At 36.0% G+C, this 17,002-nt stretch carries 32 protein-coding genes; all 32 read left to right on the forward strand.

Annotated features, from left to right (window positions below; translation table 11 throughout):
• The 32 genes from rpsJ to IEV85_RS05865 all read left to right on the forward strand — a co-directional run bounded on the left by rpsJ (position 1) and on the right by IEV85_RS05865 (position 16,993).
• Complete coding sequence (gene rpsJ / locus IEV85_RS05710; protein ID WP_188461099.1) at positions 1 to 306, forward strand: 30S ribosomal protein S10; 306 nt, start codon at positions 1 to 3, stop codon at positions 304 to 306.
• A gap of 185 nt (positions 307 to 491) precedes the next feature.
• Positions 492 to 1,130, forward strand: coding sequence for a 50S ribosomal protein L3 (gene rplC / locus IEV85_RS05715; RefSeq protein WP_188461100.1), 639 nt, complete (start codon positions 492 to 494; stop codon positions 1,128 to 1,130).
• Positions 1,131 to 1,132: 2 nt separating this feature from the next.
• A complete protein-coding gene (rplD, locus tag IEV85_RS05720) occupies positions 1,133 to 1,768 on the forward strand; it encodes a 50S ribosomal protein L4 (protein WP_188461102.1) in 636 nt (211 codons plus the stop codon).
• Complete coding sequence (gene rplW, locus IEV85_RS05725; protein WP_188461104.1) at positions 1,765 to 2,052, forward strand: 50S ribosomal protein L23; 288 nt, start codon at positions 1,765 to 1,767, stop codon at positions 2,050 to 2,052. The genes rplD and rplW overlap by 4 nt, the downstream gene beginning before the upstream one ends.
• Positions 2,053 to 2,063: 11 nt before the next feature.
• The gene (gene rplB / locus IEV85_RS05730) at positions 2,064 to 2,885 is read left to right on the forward strand and encodes a 50S ribosomal protein L2 (RefSeq protein ID WP_188461106.1); all 822 of its coding nucleotides are present in this window, start codon (positions 2,064 to 2,066) and stop codon (positions 2,883 to 2,885) included.
• Positions 2,886 to 2,888: 3 nt separating this feature from the next.
• Positions 2,889 to 3,167, forward strand: coding sequence for a 30S ribosomal protein S19 (gene rpsS / locus IEV85_RS05735; protein WP_188461108.1), 279 nt, complete (start codon positions 2,889 to 2,891; stop codon positions 3,165 to 3,167).
• Entirely contained in the window at positions 3,167 to 3,559 is a 393-nt protein-coding gene (gene rplV, locus IEV85_RS05740; RefSeq protein WP_188461115.1) for a 50S ribosomal protein L22, read from the forward strand. The genes rpsS and rplV overlap by 1 nt, the downstream gene beginning before the upstream one ends.
• Positions 3,560 to 4,297: a 30S ribosomal protein S3 gene (rpsC, locus tag IEV85_RS05745; protein ID WP_188461117.1), complete on the forward strand. Its 738-nt coding sequence runs from the start codon at positions 3,560 to 3,562 to the stop codon at positions 4,295 to 4,297.
• Between the two features lie 31 nt (positions 4,298 to 4,328).
• Positions 4,329 to 4,751, forward strand: a complete 423-nt coding sequence (gene rplP / locus IEV85_RS05750; RefSeq protein ID WP_188461119.1) for a 50S ribosomal protein L16 — start codon at positions 4,329 to 4,331, stop codon at positions 4,749 to 4,751.
• Between the two features lie 5 nt (positions 4,752 to 4,756).
• The gene (gene rpmC, locus IEV85_RS05755; protein ID WP_188461121.1) at positions 4,757 to 4,951 is read left to right on the forward strand and encodes a 50S ribosomal protein L29; all 195 of its coding nucleotides are present in this window, start codon (positions 4,757 to 4,759) and stop codon (positions 4,949 to 4,951) included.
• Positions 4,951 to 5,214, forward strand: a complete 264-nt coding sequence (gene rpsQ / locus IEV85_RS05760; protein WP_425562882.1) for a 30S ribosomal protein S17 — start codon at positions 4,951 to 4,953, stop codon at positions 5,212 to 5,214. Before rpmC ends, rpsQ begins: the two co-directional genes overlap by 1 nt.
• A 2-nt stretch (positions 5,215 to 5,216) precedes the next feature.
• Complete coding sequence (gene rplN, locus IEV85_RS05765; protein WP_188461125.1) at positions 5,217 to 5,585, forward strand: 50S ribosomal protein L14; 369 nt, start codon at positions 5,217 to 5,219, stop codon at positions 5,583 to 5,585.
• A gap of 2 nt (positions 5,586 to 5,587) precedes the next feature.
• The gene (rplX, locus tag IEV85_RS05770; RefSeq protein WP_188461127.1) at positions 5,588 to 5,935 is read left to right on the forward strand and encodes a 50S ribosomal protein L24; all 348 of its coding nucleotides are present in this window, start codon (positions 5,588 to 5,590) and stop codon (positions 5,933 to 5,935) included.
• On the forward strand, positions 5,928 to 6,485 hold the full coding sequence (gene rplE, locus IEV85_RS05775; RefSeq protein ID WP_188461130.1) for a 50S ribosomal protein L5: 558 nt from the start codon (positions 5,928 to 5,930) through the stop codon (positions 6,483 to 6,485). The genes rplX and rplE overlap by 8 nt, the downstream gene beginning before the upstream one ends.
• A 2-nt stretch (positions 6,486 to 6,487) precedes the next feature.
• Entirely contained in the window at positions 6,488 to 6,757 is a 270-nt protein-coding gene (gene rpsN, locus IEV85_RS05780) for a 30S ribosomal protein S14 (RefSeq protein WP_188461132.1), read from the forward strand.
• Positions 6,758 to 6,848: 91 nt separating this feature from the next.
• Positions 6,849 to 7,247, forward strand: a complete 399-nt coding sequence (gene rpsH / locus IEV85_RS05785; protein ID WP_188461134.1) for a 30S ribosomal protein S8 — start codon at positions 6,849 to 6,851, stop codon at positions 7,245 to 7,247.
• Positions 7,248 to 7,256: 9 nt separating this feature from the next.
• On the forward strand, positions 7,257 to 7,811 hold the full coding sequence (gene rplF / locus IEV85_RS05790; protein WP_188461136.1) for a 50S ribosomal protein L6: 555 nt from the start codon (positions 7,257 to 7,259) through the stop codon (positions 7,809 to 7,811).
• Positions 7,812 to 7,819: 8 nt separating this feature from the next.
• Positions 7,820 to 8,170, forward strand: coding sequence for a 50S ribosomal protein L18 (gene rplR / locus IEV85_RS05795; RefSeq protein ID WP_188461148.1), 351 nt, complete (start codon positions 7,820 to 7,822; stop codon positions 8,168 to 8,170).
• 4 nt (positions 8,171 to 8,174) lie between these two features.
• Entirely contained in the window at positions 8,175 to 8,693 is a 519-nt protein-coding gene (rpsE, locus tag IEV85_RS05800; protein WP_188461150.1) for a 30S ribosomal protein S5, read from the forward strand.
• A 5-nt stretch (positions 8,694 to 8,698) separates the two neighbouring features.
• Positions 8,699 to 8,881, forward strand: a complete 183-nt coding sequence (gene rpmD, locus IEV85_RS05805) for a 50S ribosomal protein L30 (RefSeq protein ID WP_188461152.1) — start codon at positions 8,699 to 8,701, stop codon at positions 8,879 to 8,881.
• A gap of 1 nt (position 8,882) precedes the next feature.
• Positions 8,883 to 9,329, forward strand: coding sequence for a 50S ribosomal protein L15 (gene rplO / locus IEV85_RS05810; protein ID WP_188461153.1), 447 nt, complete (start codon positions 8,883 to 8,885; stop codon positions 9,327 to 9,329).
• Position 9,330: 1 nt separating this feature from the next.
• Complete coding sequence (gene secY / locus IEV85_RS05815; RefSeq protein ID WP_188461155.1) at positions 9,331 to 10,650, forward strand: preprotein translocase subunit SecY; 1,320 nt, start codon at positions 9,331 to 9,333, stop codon at positions 10,648 to 10,650.
• A gap of 9 nt (positions 10,651 to 10,659) precedes the next feature.
• Complete coding sequence (gene infA, locus IEV85_RS05820; protein WP_013455172.1) at positions 10,660 to 10,878, forward strand: translation initiation factor IF-1; 219 nt, start codon at positions 10,660 to 10,662, stop codon at positions 10,876 to 10,878.
• An 8-nt stretch (positions 10,879 to 10,886) separates the two neighbouring features.
• The gene (gene rpmJ / locus IEV85_RS05825; protein ID WP_188461156.1) at positions 10,887 to 11,003 is read left to right on the forward strand and encodes a 50S ribosomal protein L36; all 117 of its coding nucleotides are present in this window, start codon (positions 10,887 to 10,889) and stop codon (positions 11,001 to 11,003) included.
• A gap of 2 nt (positions 11,004 to 11,005) precedes the next feature.
• The gene (gene rpsM / locus IEV85_RS05830; protein ID WP_188461158.1) at positions 11,006 to 11,383 is read left to right on the forward strand and encodes a 30S ribosomal protein S13; all 378 of its coding nucleotides are present in this window, start codon (positions 11,006 to 11,008) and stop codon (positions 11,381 to 11,383) included.
• Between the two features lie 10 nt (positions 11,384 to 11,393).
• Entirely contained in the window at positions 11,394 to 11,786 is a 393-nt protein-coding gene (gene rpsK / locus IEV85_RS05835) for a 30S ribosomal protein S11 (RefSeq protein ID WP_188461160.1), read from the forward strand.
• A 24-nt stretch (positions 11,787 to 11,810) separates the two neighbouring features.
• Entirely contained in the window at positions 11,811 to 12,416 is a 606-nt protein-coding gene (gene rpsD / locus IEV85_RS05840; RefSeq protein ID WP_188461161.1) for a 30S ribosomal protein S4, read from the forward strand.
• Positions 12,417 to 12,443: 27 nt separating this feature from the next.
• A complete protein-coding gene (locus IEV85_RS05845; RefSeq protein WP_188461162.1) occupies positions 12,444 to 13,433 on the forward strand; it encodes a DNA-directed RNA polymerase subunit alpha in 990 nt (329 codons plus the stop codon).
• Positions 13,434 to 13,438: 5 nt separating this feature from the next.
• Positions 13,439 to 14,056, forward strand: coding sequence for a 50S ribosomal protein L17 (gene rplQ / locus IEV85_RS05850; protein WP_188461163.1), 618 nt, complete (start codon positions 13,439 to 13,441; stop codon positions 14,054 to 14,056).
• Between the two features lie 145 nt (positions 14,057 to 14,201).
• Positions 14,202 to 15,296: a glutamine-hydrolyzing carbamoyl-phosphate synthase small subunit gene (carA, locus tag IEV85_RS05855; RefSeq protein ID WP_188461166.1), complete on the forward strand. Its 1,095-nt coding sequence runs from the start codon at positions 14,202 to 14,204 to the stop codon at positions 15,294 to 15,296.
• A gap of 7 nt (positions 15,297 to 15,303) precedes the next feature.
• Positions 15,304 to 16,578: a phosphopyruvate hydratase gene (gene eno, locus IEV85_RS05860; RefSeq protein WP_188461168.1), complete on the forward strand. Its 1,275-nt coding sequence runs from the start codon at positions 15,304 to 15,306 to the stop codon at positions 16,576 to 16,578.
• 121 nt (positions 16,579 to 16,699) lie between these two features.
• A complete protein-coding gene (locus IEV85_RS05865) occupies positions 16,700 to 16,993 on the forward strand; it encodes an FtsB family cell division protein (protein WP_188461169.1) in 294 nt (97 codons plus the stop codon).
• The last annotated feature ends 9 nt before the right edge of the window (positions 16,994 to 17,002 follow it).

Here is a 17,002-nt window from a genome sequence, read left to right on the forward strand (position 1 = left end):
ATGAATCAGAAAATTAGAATAAAATTAAAGTCTTACGATCACAACTTGGTTGATAAATCTTCTGAGAAAATTGTAAGGGCGGTTAAAACTACCGGAGCGGTGGTAAGTGGACCAATTCCTTTGCCTACTGAGAAAGAAATATTTACAGTTTTGCGTTCACCGCACGTGAATAAAAAGTCTAGAGAGCAATTTCAACTTTGCACATTTAAGAGGTTAGTTGATATTTATTCAAATAGTCCTAAAACTGTTGATGCATTAATGAAACTGGAATTACCTAGTGGTGTTGATGTAGAGATAAAAGTTTGACAGAGCTTATTTCTGTTAATAAAGGAACCAATGAGCCTGAATTCATTGGTTCCTTTTTTTATCTAAAAATATTTATAATTTTTAAGTTAGTACGTTTTGTATCTTACAATAAATTGCTAACTTTGCAGTCCTTTCGGGAAAAGCTAGAATATATCCCGTTTTGAAAGGTTTATAATTAAATAATAATGTCTGGAATAATTGGAAAAAAAATCGGAATGACTAGCATCTACGGTGCCGATGGACGTAATGTCGCATGCACGGTGATAGAGGCTGGTCCTTGTGTGGTAACGCAAGTAAAAAGTTTGGAAACCGATGGTTATTCTGCTGTTCAGTTGGGCTTTGGCGAGCGCAAAGAAAAGAATACACCTAAGGCGTTGAAAGGACATTTTGCAAATGCTCAAACAACACCAAAGAGGAAACTCATAGAGTTTAAAGAGCATGAAGGTGAGGAGCCTTTTGTTCATAACTTGTCTTTAGGGCAGTTAGTTAAAATTGAAGACATTTTTGTTGAAGGTGACTTTGTTGATGTTGCTGGTACTTCAAAAGGTAAAGGTTTTCAAGGTGTTGTAAAACGTCATGGTTTTGGTGGTGTTGGTCAGGCTACTCATGGTCAGCATAACAGAGGAAGAGCACCAGGTTCTATTGGTGGAGCTTCTTATCCTGCAAGAGTTTTCCCAGGTATGAGAATGGCTGGAAGAATGGGAGGAGCAAGAGTGAAAAACACTAACTTAAGAGTGTTGAAACTAATTCCTGAGAAGAATTTACTTCTTATTAGCGGGTCAGTTCCCGGTGCAAAGAATTCAATTGTAATAATAGAAAAATAAAGATGGAGCTTTCAGTATTTAAATCGACAGGCGAAGACACGGGAAGAAAAATTTCTTTATCCGATGCCATCTTTGACATTGAACCTAATGATCACGCTATCTATTTAGACGTGAAGCAGAAATTAGCTAATGCAAGACAAGGAACTCATAAATCCAAGGAAAGAGCTGAAATTGCTGGTTCAACTAGAAAGATTAAGAAACAAAAAGGTACTGGTACAGCCCGTGCCGGAAGTATAAAATCACCTGTTTTTAAAGGTGGTGGTAGAGTTTTTGGTCCGAGACCAAGAGATTATAGTTTTAAATTAAACAAGAAGGTAAAACGTCTTGCCAGAATGTCAGCCTTAACTTATAAGGCTAAAGACCAAATGATCGGTATTTTAGAATCTATTTCTTTAAATGATGCTAAGACTAAATCATTTTTGGCAGTGTTAAATAATCTTTCTGTAAATTCTGTTAAAACTTTAATTGTATTGCCTGAAAACGATAAAAACGTTGTAATGGCTAGTAGAAATTTAAAGAATACCAGAGTAATTACAGCTGATATGTTGAATACTTATGATGTATTACATGCAGATAAGTTATTCTTAGTAGAAGGATCTGTAGAAAAAGTTGAAAACTTATTTAAGGAAAAGATATGAGCGTTTTAATAAAACCACTTGTTACAGAGAAGATTTCTGCCTTGAATGAAAAGGGTAAATATGGTTTCGTTGTTGCTAATGGAGCAAACAAAGTTGAAATCAAATCAGAAGTTGAGAAGAGATACGGTGTGAATGTTGAGGATGTAAATACAATGAAGTATTTAGGCAAGCAAAAATCACGCTATACTAAATCCAGAGTTTTAACTGGTAGAAAACCTGATTATAAAAAGGCTATCGTTACAGTAGCTGAAGGTGAAATAATTGATTTCTACAGCGAAATTTAATGATCTGAAAAATGGCAGTTAAAAAATTTAGACCAGTTACAGCTGGACAACGACATAGATTAGCTCCGGTATATACCGAGTTAAGTAAGGTAGAGCCTGAAAAGTCACTTCTTACACCTTTGAGAAAAAAGGGAGGAAGAAATAATTCAGGTAGAATGACCATGAGATACATTGGTGGTGGACATAAGCAAAATGTTCGTATCATTGATTTCAAACGTAACAAGCATGGAATACCTGCTACAGTAGCAACAGTTGAGTATGATCCATCAAGAACAGCATTTATAGCTTTATTACATTATGCTGATGGTGAAAAAAGATATATACTTGCGCCAAATGGTATAAAAGTAGGAGATAAAGTATTATCAGGAACTGAAATAGCGCCTGAGTTAGGAAATGCTTTACCCTTATCATCTTTACCATTAGGTACCATTATTCATAACATTGAAATCCGTCCAGGTTCAGGTGCTGCTATGGTTAGAAGTGCAGGTGCTTATGCTCAGTTATTAGCACGTGATGGTAAGTATTCTACTATTAAGTTACCTTCAGGTGAAATGAGATTAGTACTAAGTGCTTGTCTTGCAACTGTGGGTGTAGTTTCTAACTCTGATCATATGATTGTTAGATTAGGAAAAGCAGGTAGAAAAAGATGGCTAGGAAGAAGACCTCGGGTTAGAGGTGTTGTTATGAACCCAGTTGATCACCCAATGGGTGGTGGTGAAGGTAAGTCTTCAGGAGGTCACCCAAGATCAAGAAATGGTTTATTATCTAAAGGTCTTAAAACAAGAACCCCTAAGAAATATTCCAATAAATTAATTATCGGTAAAAAGAAGTAATAAATGGCTAGATCGTTAAAAAAAGGACCATATATTGATTTCCGACTTGCGAAGAAGGTTGATGATATGACTGATTCCGGTAAGAAATCTGTGATAAAAACCTGGTCAAGAAGATCAATGATTTCTCCTGATTTTGTTGGGCATACTTTTGCAGTTCATAATGGCAATAAGTTTATTCCGGTTTATGTAACTGAGAACATGGTAGGGCACAAATTAGGTGAATTTTCTCCAACGAGAAACTTCAGAGGTCATATTAATAAGAAAGATAAAGGTAAGAGATAATGGAAGCTATTGCTAAGTTAAATAATGTACCCACTTCACCTCGAAAAATGAGGATGGTAGTAGATCTTATCAGGGGAGAAAAAGTGAATAGAGCTTTAGGTATCCTTAAGTTTGAATCAAAGAATGGTGCTGCAAAAGTAGAAAAGCTTTTATTATCAGCTATAGCTAACTGGCAGCAAGCGAATCCTGACACTGATCTTGAAGAAGCTAATCTTTTTGTAAAGGAAGTTAGAGTAGACGGTGGTAGAATGCTAAAAAGGTTAAGACCTGCACCACAAGGTAGAGCACACAGAATAAGAAAGAGATCTAACCATGTTACTTTAATTGTGGATAGCGCTCCTGAAGCAGAGAATGCAATAGTTGAAACTGAAAACTCCGAAAATAAAAAATAGATGGGACAGAAAGTTAATCCTACCGGTTTTCGTTTAGGCATCGTTAGAGGTTGGGAGTCCAACTGGTACGGTGGAAAAGGTAATGCTTTTTCTGAAAAGCTAATTGAAGATCATAAGATAAGGGAATATATCCTTGCGCGTATCCCAAAAGGAGGGATCTCTAAGATAGTTATCGAAAGAACTTTAAAGAGAATCACGCTTACTATACATACTGCACGTCCTGGTGTTGTTATTGGTAAAGGTGGTAGCGAAGTAGATAAATTAAAAGAGGAGCTTAAGAAGTTGACTGGCAAAGATGTTCAAATTAATATCTTTGAGATTAAGAGACCTGAATTAGACGCTAAGTTGGTCGGGGAATCAATAGCTCAACAATTAAAAGCTCGTATATCATATAGAAGAGCAATGAAGCAATCTATTGCTTCGGCAATGAGAGTTGGTGCTCAAGGTATTAAAATCAAAGTTTCCGGTCGTTTGGGCGGAGCGGAGATGGCTCGTACAGAGATGTATAAAGAAGGGAGAATTCCTTTGCATACTTTAAGAGCAGATATCGATTATGAAGTATCGGAAGCAAACACGATCTATGGTATCATAGGTATCAAAGTTTGGGTTTTCAAAGGTGAGGTATTTGGTAAGAGAGATCTTTCTCTTAATGTTGGCGCTGGTGCGCAAACTAAAGGCAATGCACCTGGTCCTGGTAATAATAGAAGAAGTGAACGTCCTAAAAGAAAGAGAAAATAATCTCCGGATTTTAGCTTAAAGATAATATAAGATGTTACAGCCGAAAAGAACGAAATTTAGGAAGAAGCAAAAAGGTAGAGTAAAAGGTATCGCTCAGAGAGGACACACCATTGCTTTCGGAAGTTTTGCTTTAAAATCGCTTGAGCCGGGATGGATTACTAGTAGGCAAATTGAAGCCTCCAGGATTGCCATGACTCGTGCTATGAAGCGTCAGGGTCAGGTTTGGATTAGGATTTTCCCTGATAAACCAATTACAAAAAAGCCTGCTGAAGTAAGGATGGGTAAAGGTAAAGGAGCTCCTGAATACTGGGTGGCTACTGTTAAACCTGGAACTATCATGTTTGAAGCAGGTGGAGTGCCAATTGAGTTAGCTCAAGAAGCCTTAAGGTTAGCTGCTCAAAAGCTTCCTTTAAAAACTAAGTTTACAGTAAGAAGAGATTACGCAGAAAATTAATCGTCATGAAAAATTCAGATATCAAAAAACTATCTATTGACGAGCTCAGGGAGAATATCAATAATGAAGCGCAGAAGCTTCAGAAGTTTCAGTTTGCCCACGCTATATCACCTATAGAAAACCCTATGCAAATTAGGGTAACTCGTAAAAATATAGCTAGGTTACAGACCGAGCTAAGGGCTAAAGAACTTGCTAAATAATCGCTAAGATGGAAAGAAACCTTAGAAAAGAAAGAATAGGGCTTGTTGTAAGCAACAAAATGGAGAAGTCTATCACTGTTTCGGTTGAAAGAAAAGTGAAGCACCCTATATATGGTAAATTTTTGAAGAAAACTACCAAGTTTATGGCTCATGACGAATCAAATGATTGCGGTATTGGTGATACTGTAAGGATTAGTGAGACTCGTCCTTTGAGTAAAAATAAGAGATGGAGATTAGTAGAAATTTTAGAAAGAGCTAAATAACCATGATACAACAAGAATCAAGATTAAGTGTAGCGGATAACAGTGGTGCTAAAGAAGTACTTTGTATTCGTGTATTAGGGGGTACTAAAAAGAGGTATGCTTCTATCGGAGATAAGATTATTGTAAGTGTCAAATCAGCTCTTTCATCTAGTAATCTTAAGAAAGGAACTGTTTCTCGTGCGGTAATCGTTAGAACTAAAAAGGAAGTAAGAAGAAAAGATGGTTCTTACATCAGATTTGAAGATAACGCTGCTGTATTACTTAACCCTAATGATGAGCCTAGAGGTACTCGTATTTTTGGCCCTGTAGCAAGAGAGTTAAGAGAGAAGCAATTCATGAAAATAGTTTCCTTAGCACCTGAAGTATTATAATAATGGAAAGGAAGAAAAATAAACAACAAAAGTTCCACATTCGAAAAGGAGATACTGTAAAAGTAATCTCTGGTAATTCGAAAGGTAAAAGTGGAAAAGTTTTGGAGATGTTTGGTGAGAAGCAAAGAGCACTTGTTGAAGGTGTTAATATTGTAACTAAACATAAAAAACCATCTGCTACTAGCCCTGAAGGAGGTATAGAGAAAGTTGAGGCGGCTATTCACATCAGTAACCTGATGTTAGTAGATCCTGCAACAGGTGAAGCTACCAGAACAGGTAGAAAAGCAGACGATAAAGGTAAATTGCAAAGATTTTCTAAGAAAACAGGGGAGGTAATTAACAATGGCTAATCCAAGATTAAAAGATATATATACCAATGAGATTATTCCTGCATTAAAGGAAAAATTTCAGTATAAGTCTATTATGCAGGTACCTAAGTTGGAGAAAATAGTTATCAACAAAGGTATTGGTGCTGCAACGGCTGATAAAAAATTAGTAGATGTAGGAGTAGAGGAGTTATCTACTATATCTGGTCAAAAAGCTATGCCTACTTATGCTAAGAACTCAATCTCAAACTTTAAGTTGAGAGAGGGGATGCCAATTGGAGCTAAAGTTACTCTTCGTGGAAGTAAGATGTATGAGTTTCTTGACAGATTATTGTCAGTTTCTTTACCACGTGTTCGTGACTTCAGAGGTGTTAAGGATAAGGGCTTTGATGGTAGAGGTAATTATACTTTAGGCATTAAAGAACAAATTATTTTTCCTGAGATAAGCATTGAAAAAGTTGCTACAATTTCAGGTATGGATATTACATTTGTCACTACAGCAAATACAGATGAAGAGAGCTTTGAGTTATTAAAGTCTTTCGGAATGCCATTTGCAAGTAAAAATAATAACTAATTATGGCTAGAAAAGCAGTAATTGCCAGAGAAAGGAAAAGAGAAAAAATGGTAGCTAAATTTGCTGCCAAACGTGCTGAATTAAAAGCTAATGGCGACTATGAAGCACTTGATAAATTACCTAAGAATGCTTCACCGGTTCGTTTGCATAACAGATGTAAATTGACTGGTAGACCTAAAGGTTACATGAGGAAGTTTGGAATTTCCAGGGTAACGTTTAGAGAAATGGCCTCAGCAGGTAAGATTCCTGGAGTCACTAAAGCTAGTTGGTGATTTTTTATTAGTAAATTTTAATTAACAAAATATTTTCTTATCTTTGCAGGCCTGTTTCGGCAGAGGTATGAAATGATTAATAATATAAGAAATGGTAACTGATCCAATAGCTGATTATTTAACAAGGGTTCGTAATGCTATTAAAGCAAAGCATAGAATCGTTGAAGTGCCAGCCTCTAATCTTAAGAAGAGTCTGACAAAGGTGCTTCATGAAAAAGGTTATATCTTAAACTATAAGTTTGAAGATACTAATGCTCAAGGTAGTATTAAAATCGCTTTAAAGTATGATCCTGTTAGTAAAACCTCTGCCATTACAAAATTGGAGAGAGTTTCAAAACCGGGTCTTAGAAAATATTGTAATTCAGAAGAGCTTCCTAGAGTTTTAAATGGTTTAGGAATAGCTATTCTTTCTACTTCTAATGGTGTTATCACTGATAAAGAAGCTAGGAATTTGAAAGTTGGTGGTGAAGTTTTGTGCTACGTATATTAAAAAATTGAAATGTCACGAATAGGTAAAAGTCCAATAAAATTGCCTCAGGGTGTTACCCTTGATATTGCTAAAGATAATATGGTGACTGTAAAAGGCTCAAAGGGTTCTTTACAGCAGCAGGTTAATCCAGCTATAAAGTTGTCTGTTGAAGATAACGTGTTAACACTAGTAAGGCCTACTGAATCTAAAAGACATAAAGCTATGCATGGTCTTTATAGAGCGCTTCTGGCTAATATGGTAGAAGGTGTTTCAGAGGGGTATAAAAGACAGTTAGAGTTAGTTGGGGTAGGTTATAAGGCTGTAGCTCAAGGTAATGTATTGGAACTTAACGTTGGTTATTCACATAGTATTTTCGTGGGTTTACCTGATGAAATTAAAGTAACAGCTGAAACAGTTAAAGGTCAGAATCCTACCATTACACTTGAAAGTATCGATAAGCAATTAATCGGTCAGGTAGCTGCAAAAATCAAGTCATTGAGATCAGTTGAGCCTTACAAAGGTAAAGGTATCCGTTTTGTTGGTGAGTATATTAGACGTAAAGCAGGTAAGACTGCCGCTAAATAATTAAGATAATGGCTATTAATAAATCAGATAGAAGAGCTAGAATAAAAAAGGGAATCCGTAGAAAAATATCAGGAACATCTGATATTCCAAGGTTAACTGTTTTTAAAAGCAATCGTGCGATATATGCTCAAATAGTGGATGATCTTAAAGGTCACACATTAGCTGCAACAAATTCCATGGAATTAGGAGCAAAGAGTAATGCAGATATAGAAACTGCTTCAAAAGTAGGTGAGACATTAGCTGCTAAAGCTAAAGAAGCCGGAATCAGTGCTATTGTTTTTGACAGAGGCGGTTATAGATTTCATGGTAAAGTAAAAGCATTGGCTGACGGTGCCCGTAAAGGTGGCTTAAAATTTTAATTATATGTCTCAAAGTAACATAAGATCTGTAAAAGCAAGTGAAATCGACCTTAAAGAGAAGGTTGTTGCAATAAAGAGAGTAGCTAAAGTAGTTAAAGGTGGTAGAAGATTTAGTTTTTCAGCCATAGTTGTTGTAGGTGATGGAAATGGTGTAGTTGGCTATGGCTTAGGTAAAGCTAATGAAGTTACTGATGCTATCACTAAAGGAATAGATGACGCAAAGAAAAACCTTGTTAAAGTTCCTATTTTGAAAGGTACAGTACCTCACGAATCATTAGGTAAATATAGCGGTGGTTTTGTACTTGTTAAGCCGGCTGCTCCTGGTACTGGTGTAATAGCTGGAGGTGCCATGCGTGCTGTTTTTGAAAGTGCAGGAGTTCATAACGTTCTTGCAAAATCAAAAGGATCATCTAACCCTCACAACGTGGTAAAAGCTACATTTGATGCTTTAACCAGAATGAGAGATCCTTTTACTGTTGCTAAAAACAGAGGTATTTCATTAGCTAATGTATTTAACGGATAAGTAAGATGGCAAAGAAAATAAAAGTAACTCAAATTAGAAGCGTCATCGGAAGACCTAACGATCAAAAACTGACAATTCAGGCTTTGGGTTTAGGAAGGATAAATAAGACGGTTGAGAAGACTGCTACACCTCAAGTTGAGGGTATGATTAGAAAAGTTAGTCACCTTGTTACTGTAACTGAAGGATAAGATGAAATTACATACATTAAAACCTGCTGAAGGTTCAACAAAAACACGTAAGCGAATAGGTAGAGGTCAAGGCTCGGGAGCTGCTGGAACAGCAACCAGAGGTCACAAAGGTGCTAAATCCAGAAGTGGATATTCAAGTAAAGCCGGTTTCGAGGGTGGTCAAATGCCACTTCAAAGAAGGGTTCCTAAGTTTGGCTTCAGAAGTCCTAACAGAGTTGCTTATAAAGCTATTAATTTAAGTGATTTGCAATCACTTCATGAAAAGTTGAAAGTAGATACTATCGACACCGCTTTATTAAAAGAAAGTGGTTTAGCTGGTAAGAATGACTTAATTAAAATTTTAGGGAACGGTGAACTGAAAGCTAAATTAACTGTAACAGTTAATGCATACTCTAAATCTGCTGTTGAAGCTATAGAGAAAGCTGGAGGAACTGCATCAACATTATAATATGAATCGTTTTTTTTCTACCATAAAGAATATCTTTTCCATTGAGGAACTTAGAGATAGAATTCTGAACACTATTGGGTTCTTAATTATATTTCGTTTAGGTTCTTTTGTGGTACTTCCAGGTGTTGATCCAACAAAATTGTCTGGTGATGCACAAGGTATATTTGGTTTACTAGATACAATACTAGGTGGAGCATTTTCTAATGCCTCCATTTTTGCGTTGGGTATTATGCCTTATATTTCTGCTAGTATTGTTATTCAGCTGTTAACTGTAGCTGTGCCTTACTTTCAAAAACTACAGAAGGAAGGAGAATCTGGTAGAAAGAAGATTACTCAAATAACAAGGGTATTAACTATTGCAATCACTTTTGTTCAAGGGTCTGGTTATGTGGCCGGAACAATTCCTGCAGAAGCTATTATGATGAGTCAGACATTTTTCACTATTACTTCGGTGATAGTTTTAACGTCTGGTACAGTTTTCTGCATGTGGTTGGGAGAGAAAATTACAGATAAGGGAATTGGAAATGGTATTTCTATGTTGATTATGATAGGTATCATTTCAAGGTTTCCGGGATCAATCGTTGCTGAAGCTATTTCTTTAGGAATGAGTGGTTTGCTGTTTTTCATTCTTGAGATAGTTGCTTTATTCTTTGTAGTTATGATCACAGTAATGTTGGTTCAGGCTACAAGAAGAATTCCGGTACAGTATGCAAAGCAAGTAGTTGGGGGTAGAGTTTATGGAGGACAAAGACAGTATATCCCTTTAAAGGTAAATGCTTCTGGTGTTATGCCAATCATATTTGCTCAATCTTTAATGTTTTTACCAGCTTTATTAGCTAATGTGTGGGCTGATGAAAGTGATACGGCCTCTTATATAGGAACTGTATTTTCAGATTTTCAAAGTTGGCAGTACAATTTAACCTTTGCATTACTGATTATCATATTTACATTTCTTTATACTGCAATCACTATTAATCCTAGTCAAATTGCAGATGATATGAAGAGAAATGGAGGATTTGTTCCGGGTATTAAACCAGGAAAGCAAACCTCAGATTTTATAGATAATATATTAACAAAAATCACTTTACCTGGCTCAATATTCCTAGCATTAATTGCTGTATTGCCAGCTTTCGTAGCTATGGCAGGTGTAGGAGCTTCATTCTCCCAGTTTTTCGGTGGTACATCACTGATTATTATGGTAGGTGTTATTTTAGATACATTACAGCAAATTGAAAGTTATCTTTTAATGCGCCATTATGAAGGTATGATGAAATCAGGTAAATTAAAAGGAAGGTCATCGCAAACCAGTGCGGTTGCTTAAATCAAGATTATGGCAAAACAAAGTTCAATAGAGCAGGATGGTACGATAACGGAAGCCTTGTCGAATGCAATGTTTCGCGTTGAGTTAAGTAATGGTCATGAGGTGATAGCCCATATCTCAGGTAAAATGAGGATGAATTATATAAAAATTCTTCCGGGAGATAAAGTAAAATTAGAGATGTCCCCTTATGATCTAACAAAGGGAAGAATCGTTTATAGGTATAAATAAAGCGAATTATGAAAGTTAAAGCTTCAATCAAAAAGAGAAGTGTTGACTGTAAAGTGATCCGAAGAAATGGCAAACTTTACGTGATCAACAAAAAGAATCCACGTTTCAAACAAAGACAAGGGTAATTATGGCAAGAGTTTCCGGTGTAGATATTCCTGATAACAAAAGAGGAGCAATATCATTAACTTATATTTTTGGTATTGGAAGAAGTTCAGCTCAGAAGATTCTAGAGCAAGCTGGCATAGATGAGAATAAGAAAGTTGGCGAGTGGACTGAGGACGAAGCCAATGCTGTTCGTAACATCATAAGTGAAAACTTTAAAACTGAAGGTGTTCTAAAATCTGAAGTACAAATGAGTATTAAAAGATTATTAGATATCGGTTGTTACAGAGGCTTACGTCATAGAAAAGGACTTCCGGTTAGAGGTCAGCGTACCAAGAATAATTCTCGTACCAGAAAAGGAAAGAGAAAAACAATTGCTAATAAAAAGAAAGCTACTAAGTAATTTATAGATCATGGCTCAAAAGAGAAAAGATAAAGCTAAAAAGAGAGTAGTAAACGTTGAGGCTGTTGGTCAGGCGCACATTAAAGCTTCTTTCAACAATATCATTGTATCCTTAACTAATTCTACAGGACAAGTTGTTTCTTGGGCATCAGCAGGAAAGATGGGTTTTAAAGGCTCAAAGAAAAATACTCCTTATGCTGGTCAGGTTGCTGCACAAAATGCTGCACAAACTGCTTATGATTTAGGCTTAAGAAAGGTAGAAGTGTTTGTTAAAGGCCCTGGAGCTGGAAGAGATTCTGCAATCAGAACTATACAAAATACTGGTATTGAGGTAACAGTTATTAAGGATGTGACTCCGTTACCACATAATGGATGTCGTCCTCCTAAAAGACGAAGAGTTTAATACACAGTCAAAGATATTTAAGAAATGGCAAGATATAAAGGTCCAAAATCCAAGATAGCTAGAAGGTTCAATGAACCTATTTTTGGTGCAAGTAAGGCACTTACTAAAAAGGCTTATCCTCCTGGTCAGCATGGTCGTGGTAGAAGAAGAAAGCAATCAGAATATGCTGTTCAATTGATGGAAAAGCAAAAAGCGAAATACACTTATGGTGTATTAGAAAAGCAATTTGCTAATCTTTTTGATAAAGCTTCTCGTAAAACAGGTATTACAGGTGAGGTATTATTGCAACTCCTAGAATCTAGACTAGATAATGTAGTTTTTCGTTTAGGAATTGCTCCTACAAGAAGAGCAGCCAGACAATTTGTTTCTCATAAGCACATTCTAGTGAATGGAGAAATTGTAAATGTTCCTTCTTATCAATTGCAGGAAGGTGATACAATTGGCGTGAGAGAAAAATCTAAATCTTTGGAAGCTATCACTAATAGTTTATCAACTAATTCTGTATCAAAATATCCTTGGTTGGAGTTTGATAAATCTTCTATGACTGGAAAATTGGTAAATGTACCACAGAGAGAAGATATTCCAGAAAATATTAATGAGCAGCTTATTGTCGAGTTGTACTCTAAGTAATTAGTCAAAAATAGAAAATTTTATAATATGTCCATTTTAGCATTCCAAATGCCTGAAAAGGTGGCAATGGAGAAAGCAGATGATTTTCACGGGCTTTTTACATTCAAACCATTAGAAAGAGGTTATGCAGTTACCGTAGGTAATGCGCTAAGAAGAATCCTACTTTCTTCACTGGAGGGCTATGCAATAACAGGTATTAAAATACCTGGTGTGTTGCATGAGTTTTCTTCAATTGAAGGGGTTGTAGAAGATGTTTCTGAGATTATTCTTAACCTTAAAATGGTTCGTTTTAAGAAAATTTCGGATAGCGCTGATAATAAATTAACAATTTCATTAAAAAATCAGACTGAGTTCAGAGCTGGTGATATAAACAAATTCACTTCAGCTTATGAAATACTTAATCCTGATTTATTGATTTGTCATATGGACGAGTCTGTAAACTTTGAGATTGAATTAACAATTGAAAAGGGCAGAGGCTATTTATCTTCTGAGGATAATAAAAATGGAGAGCAATCTGTTGGTTATATCGCTATAGATTCCATATTTACTCCTATTAAGAATGTAAAATACAGCGTAGAAAACACACGTGTTGAGCAGAAAACGGATTATGAGCAATTGATATTGGATATTGAAACAGATGGAAGTATCCATCCTGAAGTGGCATTAAAAGGTGCTGCAAATATTCTTATCAAACACTTTATGTTGTTCTCTGACCAGAATATGGTATTAGATGCAGGTGGTTCTGATGAGCCTGAGGCTGTAGATGAAGAGATGCTTCACATGCGTAAGCTGTTAAAAACTGCTTTAAATGATTTGGATCTTTCAGTAAGAGCTTATAATTGTTTGAAAGCAGCAGATGTAAAAACTTTAGGTGATTTGGCTGGTCTTGAAATTTCAGATATGATGAAATTTCGAAATTTCGGAAAGAAATCGCTTGCTGAACTAGAGCAATTAGTTGCAGACAAGGGGCTTACTTTTGGAATGGATCTTTCCAAATACAAACTTGATGAAGAATAAGGATAATGAGACACGGTAAGAAATTTAATCATTTAAGCAGAACTGCTCCACATCGTAAGGCGATGTTAGCTAATATGGCTTCTTCTTTGATTTTATCTAAGAGGATAACAACTACAGTTGCAAAAGCAAAAGCATTACGTCAGTATGTTGAGCCTTTGTTAACTAAATCAAAAGAGGATACCACTCACAATAGAAGAATTGTATTTTCTTATTTAAAAAATAAGGAGTCAATTAAAGAATTGTTTGATGAGATAGGAGCAAAGATTGCTTCAAGACCTGGTGGTTATACCAGAATTATTAAATTAGGCTCTCGTTTAGGTGATGATGCTGAAATGGCGTTGATCGAATTAGTAGATTACAACGAAAATCTATTAGGAGAGAAGTCTGATAAGAAGAAAACTTCAACTAGAAGAAGCAGAAGAGGTGGTGGATCTAAGGCTGCTGCATCTAATGATTCCGCTACTGAAGCTAAAGCTGAAGAGACTAAAGAGCCAAAGACTAAGAAAGCAGCTTCTAAAGAAGCCAAGGCTGATGATTCTGAAGCTAAATCAGAAGAGCCAAAAGCAAAAAAATCAGAAGATAAAAAATCTGACGATTCAGAAGATAAGAAAGAGGATGCATAAATATATTCTTCAAGATTAGTTAAAAAATTAAAAGGGATTGGATTTTATTCAATCCCTTTTTTTATTTTTGCTCTCTCAAGACTATTTAAACAATCAAAGCCCATCCCATAACGAATGTTATTTATTACTATCAAAAATTATAGCAATGAAGTACACAAATAAGACTGATGCTGTTTTGTTACTTGAAGACGGTACAGTCTTCAGAGGAAAATCAATAGGGCATCATGGTACCAGAGGAGGAGAAATATGCTTTAACACGGGTATGACAGGCTATCAGGAGCTATATACTGACCCGTCCTATTATGGTCAAATAATGATTAATACAAATGCTCATATAGGTAATTATGGAACTCTTATAAATGAAACAGAGTCTGATTCTCCTAAAATTTTCGGTGTAGTTATCAATTCCTTTTCAGATAATTTTAGCAGATTTACAGCTGATGGTAGTTTGCAGGATTATCTTTCTAAACATCATATACCAGGTATTTGTGATGTGGATACGCGGGCTATTGTACGGCATATTCGGGATAAGGGAACTATGAATGCAATTATATCCTCCGAGGTTTTGGATATAGCTGAACTACAAAAGCATCTGGATGAGGTACCTTCTATGGAAGGCTTAGAACTTTCTTCGCAGGTCTCTGTTAAAGAATCTTATGAAGTTGGTGAGCAGGGGGGGATTAAGCTTGCGGTAATGGACTATGGTATTAAGTCAAGTATATTAAAGCAGCTTGTTAACAGAGGTTTTCATTGCAAAGTTTATCCTGCCAGAACAACTTTTGAAGAAACTGAAAAATGGGAGCCAAAGGCATATTTTCTTTCTAATGGTCCTGGAGACCCTGCTGTCATGGAATATGCTGTTGATACTGCTAAAGAAATTATTAAAAGTGATAAACCTTTATTTGGTATTTGTTTAGGACATCAGCTTATTGCAAGAGCAAATGGTGTGGGTACTTATAAAATGCACAATGGACATAGAGGACTTAATCAGCCTGTAAAGAATATTATTACAGGTAAGGGCGAGATCACATCCCAAAATCATGGATTTAGTGTAAATGCTGATGACGTTAAAAAATCAACGCTCGTTGAAGCTACACATATTAACTTAAATGATGATACTGTTGAAGGCTTGAAGATGAGAGATAAGAAAGTATTCTCAGTTCAGTATCATCCTGAGTCATCTCCGGGTCCTCACGACTCGCGCTATTTATTTGATCAATTTATTTCACTAATCAACTAGTAAAACTATGAGTATAATAGAGAACATCCACGCAAGACAAATTTTAGATTCAAGAGGAAACCCTACCGTAGAAGTAGAAGTTTCAACAAGCGGAGGCGGCTTTGGTAGAGCAGCAGTACCTTCCGGTGCCAGCACAGGTGTGCACGAAGCAGTTGAACTTCGTGACAAGGAGAAGGGTATTTACATGGGGAAAGGTGTTTTAAAGGCCGTTAATAATGTAAATACAACTATAGCGGAAGAGTTAATTGGTTTCTCTGTTTACGAGCAAAATCTAATCGATAAGTTAATGATCGAGTTAGATGGTACTGATAACAAATCTAAGCTAGGAGCTAACGCTATTCTGGGAGTTTCAATAGCAGTAGCAAAAGCAGCGGCTCAACTAAGCAACCAACCATTGTACAGATATATTGGAGGAGTTAATGCTAATACTTTACCTGTTCCTATGATGAATATTCTGAATGGAGGAAGCCATGCAGATAATAAAATTGATTTCCAGGAATTTATGGTGATGCCAGTGAATGCAGAAACTTTTTCTCAGGCTTTGCATATGGGTACATCTGTTTTTCATCACCTTAAAGAGGTTTTAAAGAGCAAAGGACTTTCTACCAACGTAGGAGATGAAGGAGGTTTTGCGCCAAACATCGAATCTAATGAGCAAGCAATTGAGGTGGTTCTTACTGCTATTGAAAAGGCAGGGTACAGACCAGGTGAGGACATCTATATTGCAATGGATGCTGCTGCTTCTGAATTTTATGATAGCAATAAGAAGAAATACGTTTTTGGAAGTACAGGAGAAGAGCTTACTTCTGATGAAATGGTAGCTTACTGGAAAACATGGAGCCAGAAATATCCTATTCTGTCTATTGAAGATGGTATGCAGGAAGACGACTGGTCTGGATGGGAAAAATTAACCAGAGAGATTGGAACAACTGTTCAGTTAGTAGGAGATGATCTTTTTGTAACCAATACGAAAAGACTTCAAAAAGGAATTGATGAGAAGATAGCTAACTCTATACTAGTGAAGGTTAACCAAATTGGAAGTTTGACTGAAACTATTAATGCTATCAGAATGGCAGATAAAGCTTCTTACAAGAACATTATTTCTCATAGATCAGGAGAGACAGAAGATACCACTATTGCAGATTTGGCTGTGGCTATGAATTCAGGTCAGATTAAAACCGGTTCTGCTTCGCGTTCTGATAGAATGGCAAAGTATAATCAACTTTTGAGAATAGAGGAAGAGCTAGGAGAAATGGCTTATTTCCCAGGTATTAATTTCTAATTTTTTTTACAATAAGATTTCTTAAAAGTCATTAACCTAATGGTTAATGACTTTTTTTGATTATATAAACTTTATTTGTTTTATCATTCAGTCAGATTTATTAATTTAGGACAGTAAGGATATGGACAGAATTCCTAAAATATTTAAAAACTTCTATTTCGTAACAGGGTTTATTTTCCTGGTGTGGATGCTTTTTTTAGATAACAATGATTTGATATCCCAATTGCGTTTATCATCTAAATACAATGACTTGCTGGAAGAGAAAGAATACTACCAGGAGAAAATTAAGGAGGTAGAGTTGGATAGAGAAGGTTTAATGAGTGATGAAGAACTTCTTGAGAAGTTTGCCCGAGAGAGGTATTTGATGAAGCAGGCAGAGGAAGATTTATTTGTTATAGTTAAGAAAGAAAAATAGAACTCTTTA

This window comes from Marivirga lumbricoides, from assembly GCF_014636295.1.
Classification (GTDB): domain Bacteria; phylum Bacteroidota; class Bacteroidia; order Cytophagales; family Cyclobacteriaceae; genus Marivirga; species Marivirga lumbricoides.

Excerpts from the sequence above, each read along its gene's own strand:
- rpsJ (WP_188461099.1), top strand. The coding sequence starts at position 1 with ATGAATCAGAAAATTAGAATAAAATTAAAGTCTTACGATCACAACTTG.
- rplC (WP_188461100.1), top strand. The coding sequence starts at position 492 with ATGTCTGGAATAATTGGAAAAAAAATCGGAATGACTAGCATCTACGGT.
- rplD (WP_188461102.1), top strand. The coding sequence starts at position 1,133 with ATGGAGCTTTCAGTATTTAAATCGACAGGCGAAGACACGGGAAGAAAA.
- rplW (WP_188461104.1), top strand. The coding sequence starts at position 1,765 with ATGAGCGTTTTAATAAAACCACTTGTTACAGAGAAGATTTCTGCCTTG.
- rplB (WP_188461106.1), top strand. The coding sequence starts at position 2,064 with ATGGCAGTTAAAAAATTTAGACCAGTTACAGCTGGACAACGACATAGA.
- rpsS (WP_188461108.1), top strand. The coding sequence starts at position 2,889 with ATGGCTAGATCGTTAAAAAAAGGACCATATATTGATTTCCGACTTGCG.
- rplV (WP_188461115.1), top strand. The coding sequence starts at position 3,167 with ATGGAAGCTATTGCTAAGTTAAATAATGTACCCACTTCACCTCGAAAA.
- rpsC (WP_188461117.1), top strand. The coding sequence starts at position 3,560 with ATGGGACAGAAAGTTAATCCTACCGGTTTTCGTTTAGGCATCGTTAGA.
- rplP (WP_188461119.1), top strand. The coding sequence starts at position 4,329 with ATGTTACAGCCGAAAAGAACGAAATTTAGGAAGAAGCAAAAAGGTAGA.
- rpmC (WP_188461121.1), top strand. The coding sequence starts at position 4,757 with ATGAAAAATTCAGATATCAAAAAACTATCTATTGACGAGCTCAGGGAG.
- rplN (WP_188461125.1), top strand. The coding sequence starts at position 5,217 with ATGATACAACAAGAATCAAGATTAAGTGTAGCGGATAACAGTGGTGCT.
- rplX (WP_188461127.1), top strand. The coding sequence starts at position 5,588 with ATGGAAAGGAAGAAAAATAAACAACAAAAGTTCCACATTCGAAAAGGA.
- rplE (WP_188461130.1), top strand. The coding sequence starts at position 5,928 with ATGGCTAATCCAAGATTAAAAGATATATATACCAATGAGATTATTCCT.
- rpsN (WP_188461132.1), top strand. The coding sequence starts at position 6,488 with ATGGCTAGAAAAGCAGTAATTGCCAGAGAAAGGAAAAGAGAAAAAATG.
- rpsH (WP_188461134.1), top strand. The coding sequence starts at position 6,849 with ATGGTAACTGATCCAATAGCTGATTATTTAACAAGGGTTCGTAATGCT.
- rplF (WP_188461136.1), top strand. The coding sequence starts at position 7,257 with ATGTCACGAATAGGTAAAAGTCCAATAAAATTGCCTCAGGGTGTTACC.
- rplR (WP_188461148.1), top strand. The coding sequence starts at position 7,820 with ATGGCTATTAATAAATCAGATAGAAGAGCTAGAATAAAAAAGGGAATC.
- rpsE (WP_188461150.1), top strand. The coding sequence starts at position 8,175 with ATGTCTCAAAGTAACATAAGATCTGTAAAAGCAAGTGAAATCGACCTT.
- rpmD (WP_188461152.1), top strand. The coding sequence starts at position 8,699 with ATGGCAAAGAAAATAAAAGTAACTCAAATTAGAAGCGTCATCGGAAGA.
- rplO (WP_188461153.1), top strand. The coding sequence starts at position 8,883 with ATGAAATTACATACATTAAAACCTGCTGAAGGTTCAACAAAAACACGT.
- secY (WP_188461155.1), top strand. The coding sequence starts at position 9,331 with ATGAATCGTTTTTTTTCTACCATAAAGAATATCTTTTCCATTGAGGAA.
- infA (WP_013455172.1), top strand. The coding sequence starts at position 10,660 with ATGGCAAAACAAAGTTCAATAGAGCAGGATGGTACGATAACGGAAGCC.
- rpmJ (WP_188461156.1), top strand. The coding sequence starts at position 10,887 with ATGAAAGTTAAAGCTTCAATCAAAAAGAGAAGTGTTGACTGTAAAGTG.
- rpsM (WP_188461158.1), top strand. The coding sequence starts at position 11,006 with ATGGCAAGAGTTTCCGGTGTAGATATTCCTGATAACAAAAGAGGAGCA.
- rpsK (WP_188461160.1), top strand. The coding sequence starts at position 11,394 with ATGGCTCAAAAGAGAAAAGATAAAGCTAAAAAGAGAGTAGTAAACGTT.
- rpsD (WP_188461161.1), top strand. The coding sequence starts at position 11,811 with ATGGCAAGATATAAAGGTCCAAAATCCAAGATAGCTAGAAGGTTCAAT.
- IEV85_RS05845 (WP_188461162.1), top strand. The coding sequence starts at position 12,444 with ATGTCCATTTTAGCATTCCAAATGCCTGAAAAGGTGGCAATGGAGAAA.
- rplQ (WP_188461163.1), top strand. The coding sequence starts at position 13,439 with ATGAGACACGGTAAGAAATTTAATCATTTAAGCAGAACTGCTCCACAT.
- carA (WP_188461166.1), top strand. The coding sequence starts at position 14,202 with ATGAAGTACACAAATAAGACTGATGCTGTTTTGTTACTTGAAGACGGT.
- eno (WP_188461168.1), top strand. The coding sequence starts at position 15,304 with ATGAGTATAATAGAGAACATCCACGCAAGACAAATTTTAGATTCAAGA.
- IEV85_RS05865 (WP_188461169.1), top strand. The coding sequence starts at position 16,700 with ATGGACAGAATTCCTAAAATATTTAAAAACTTCTATTTCGTAACAGGG.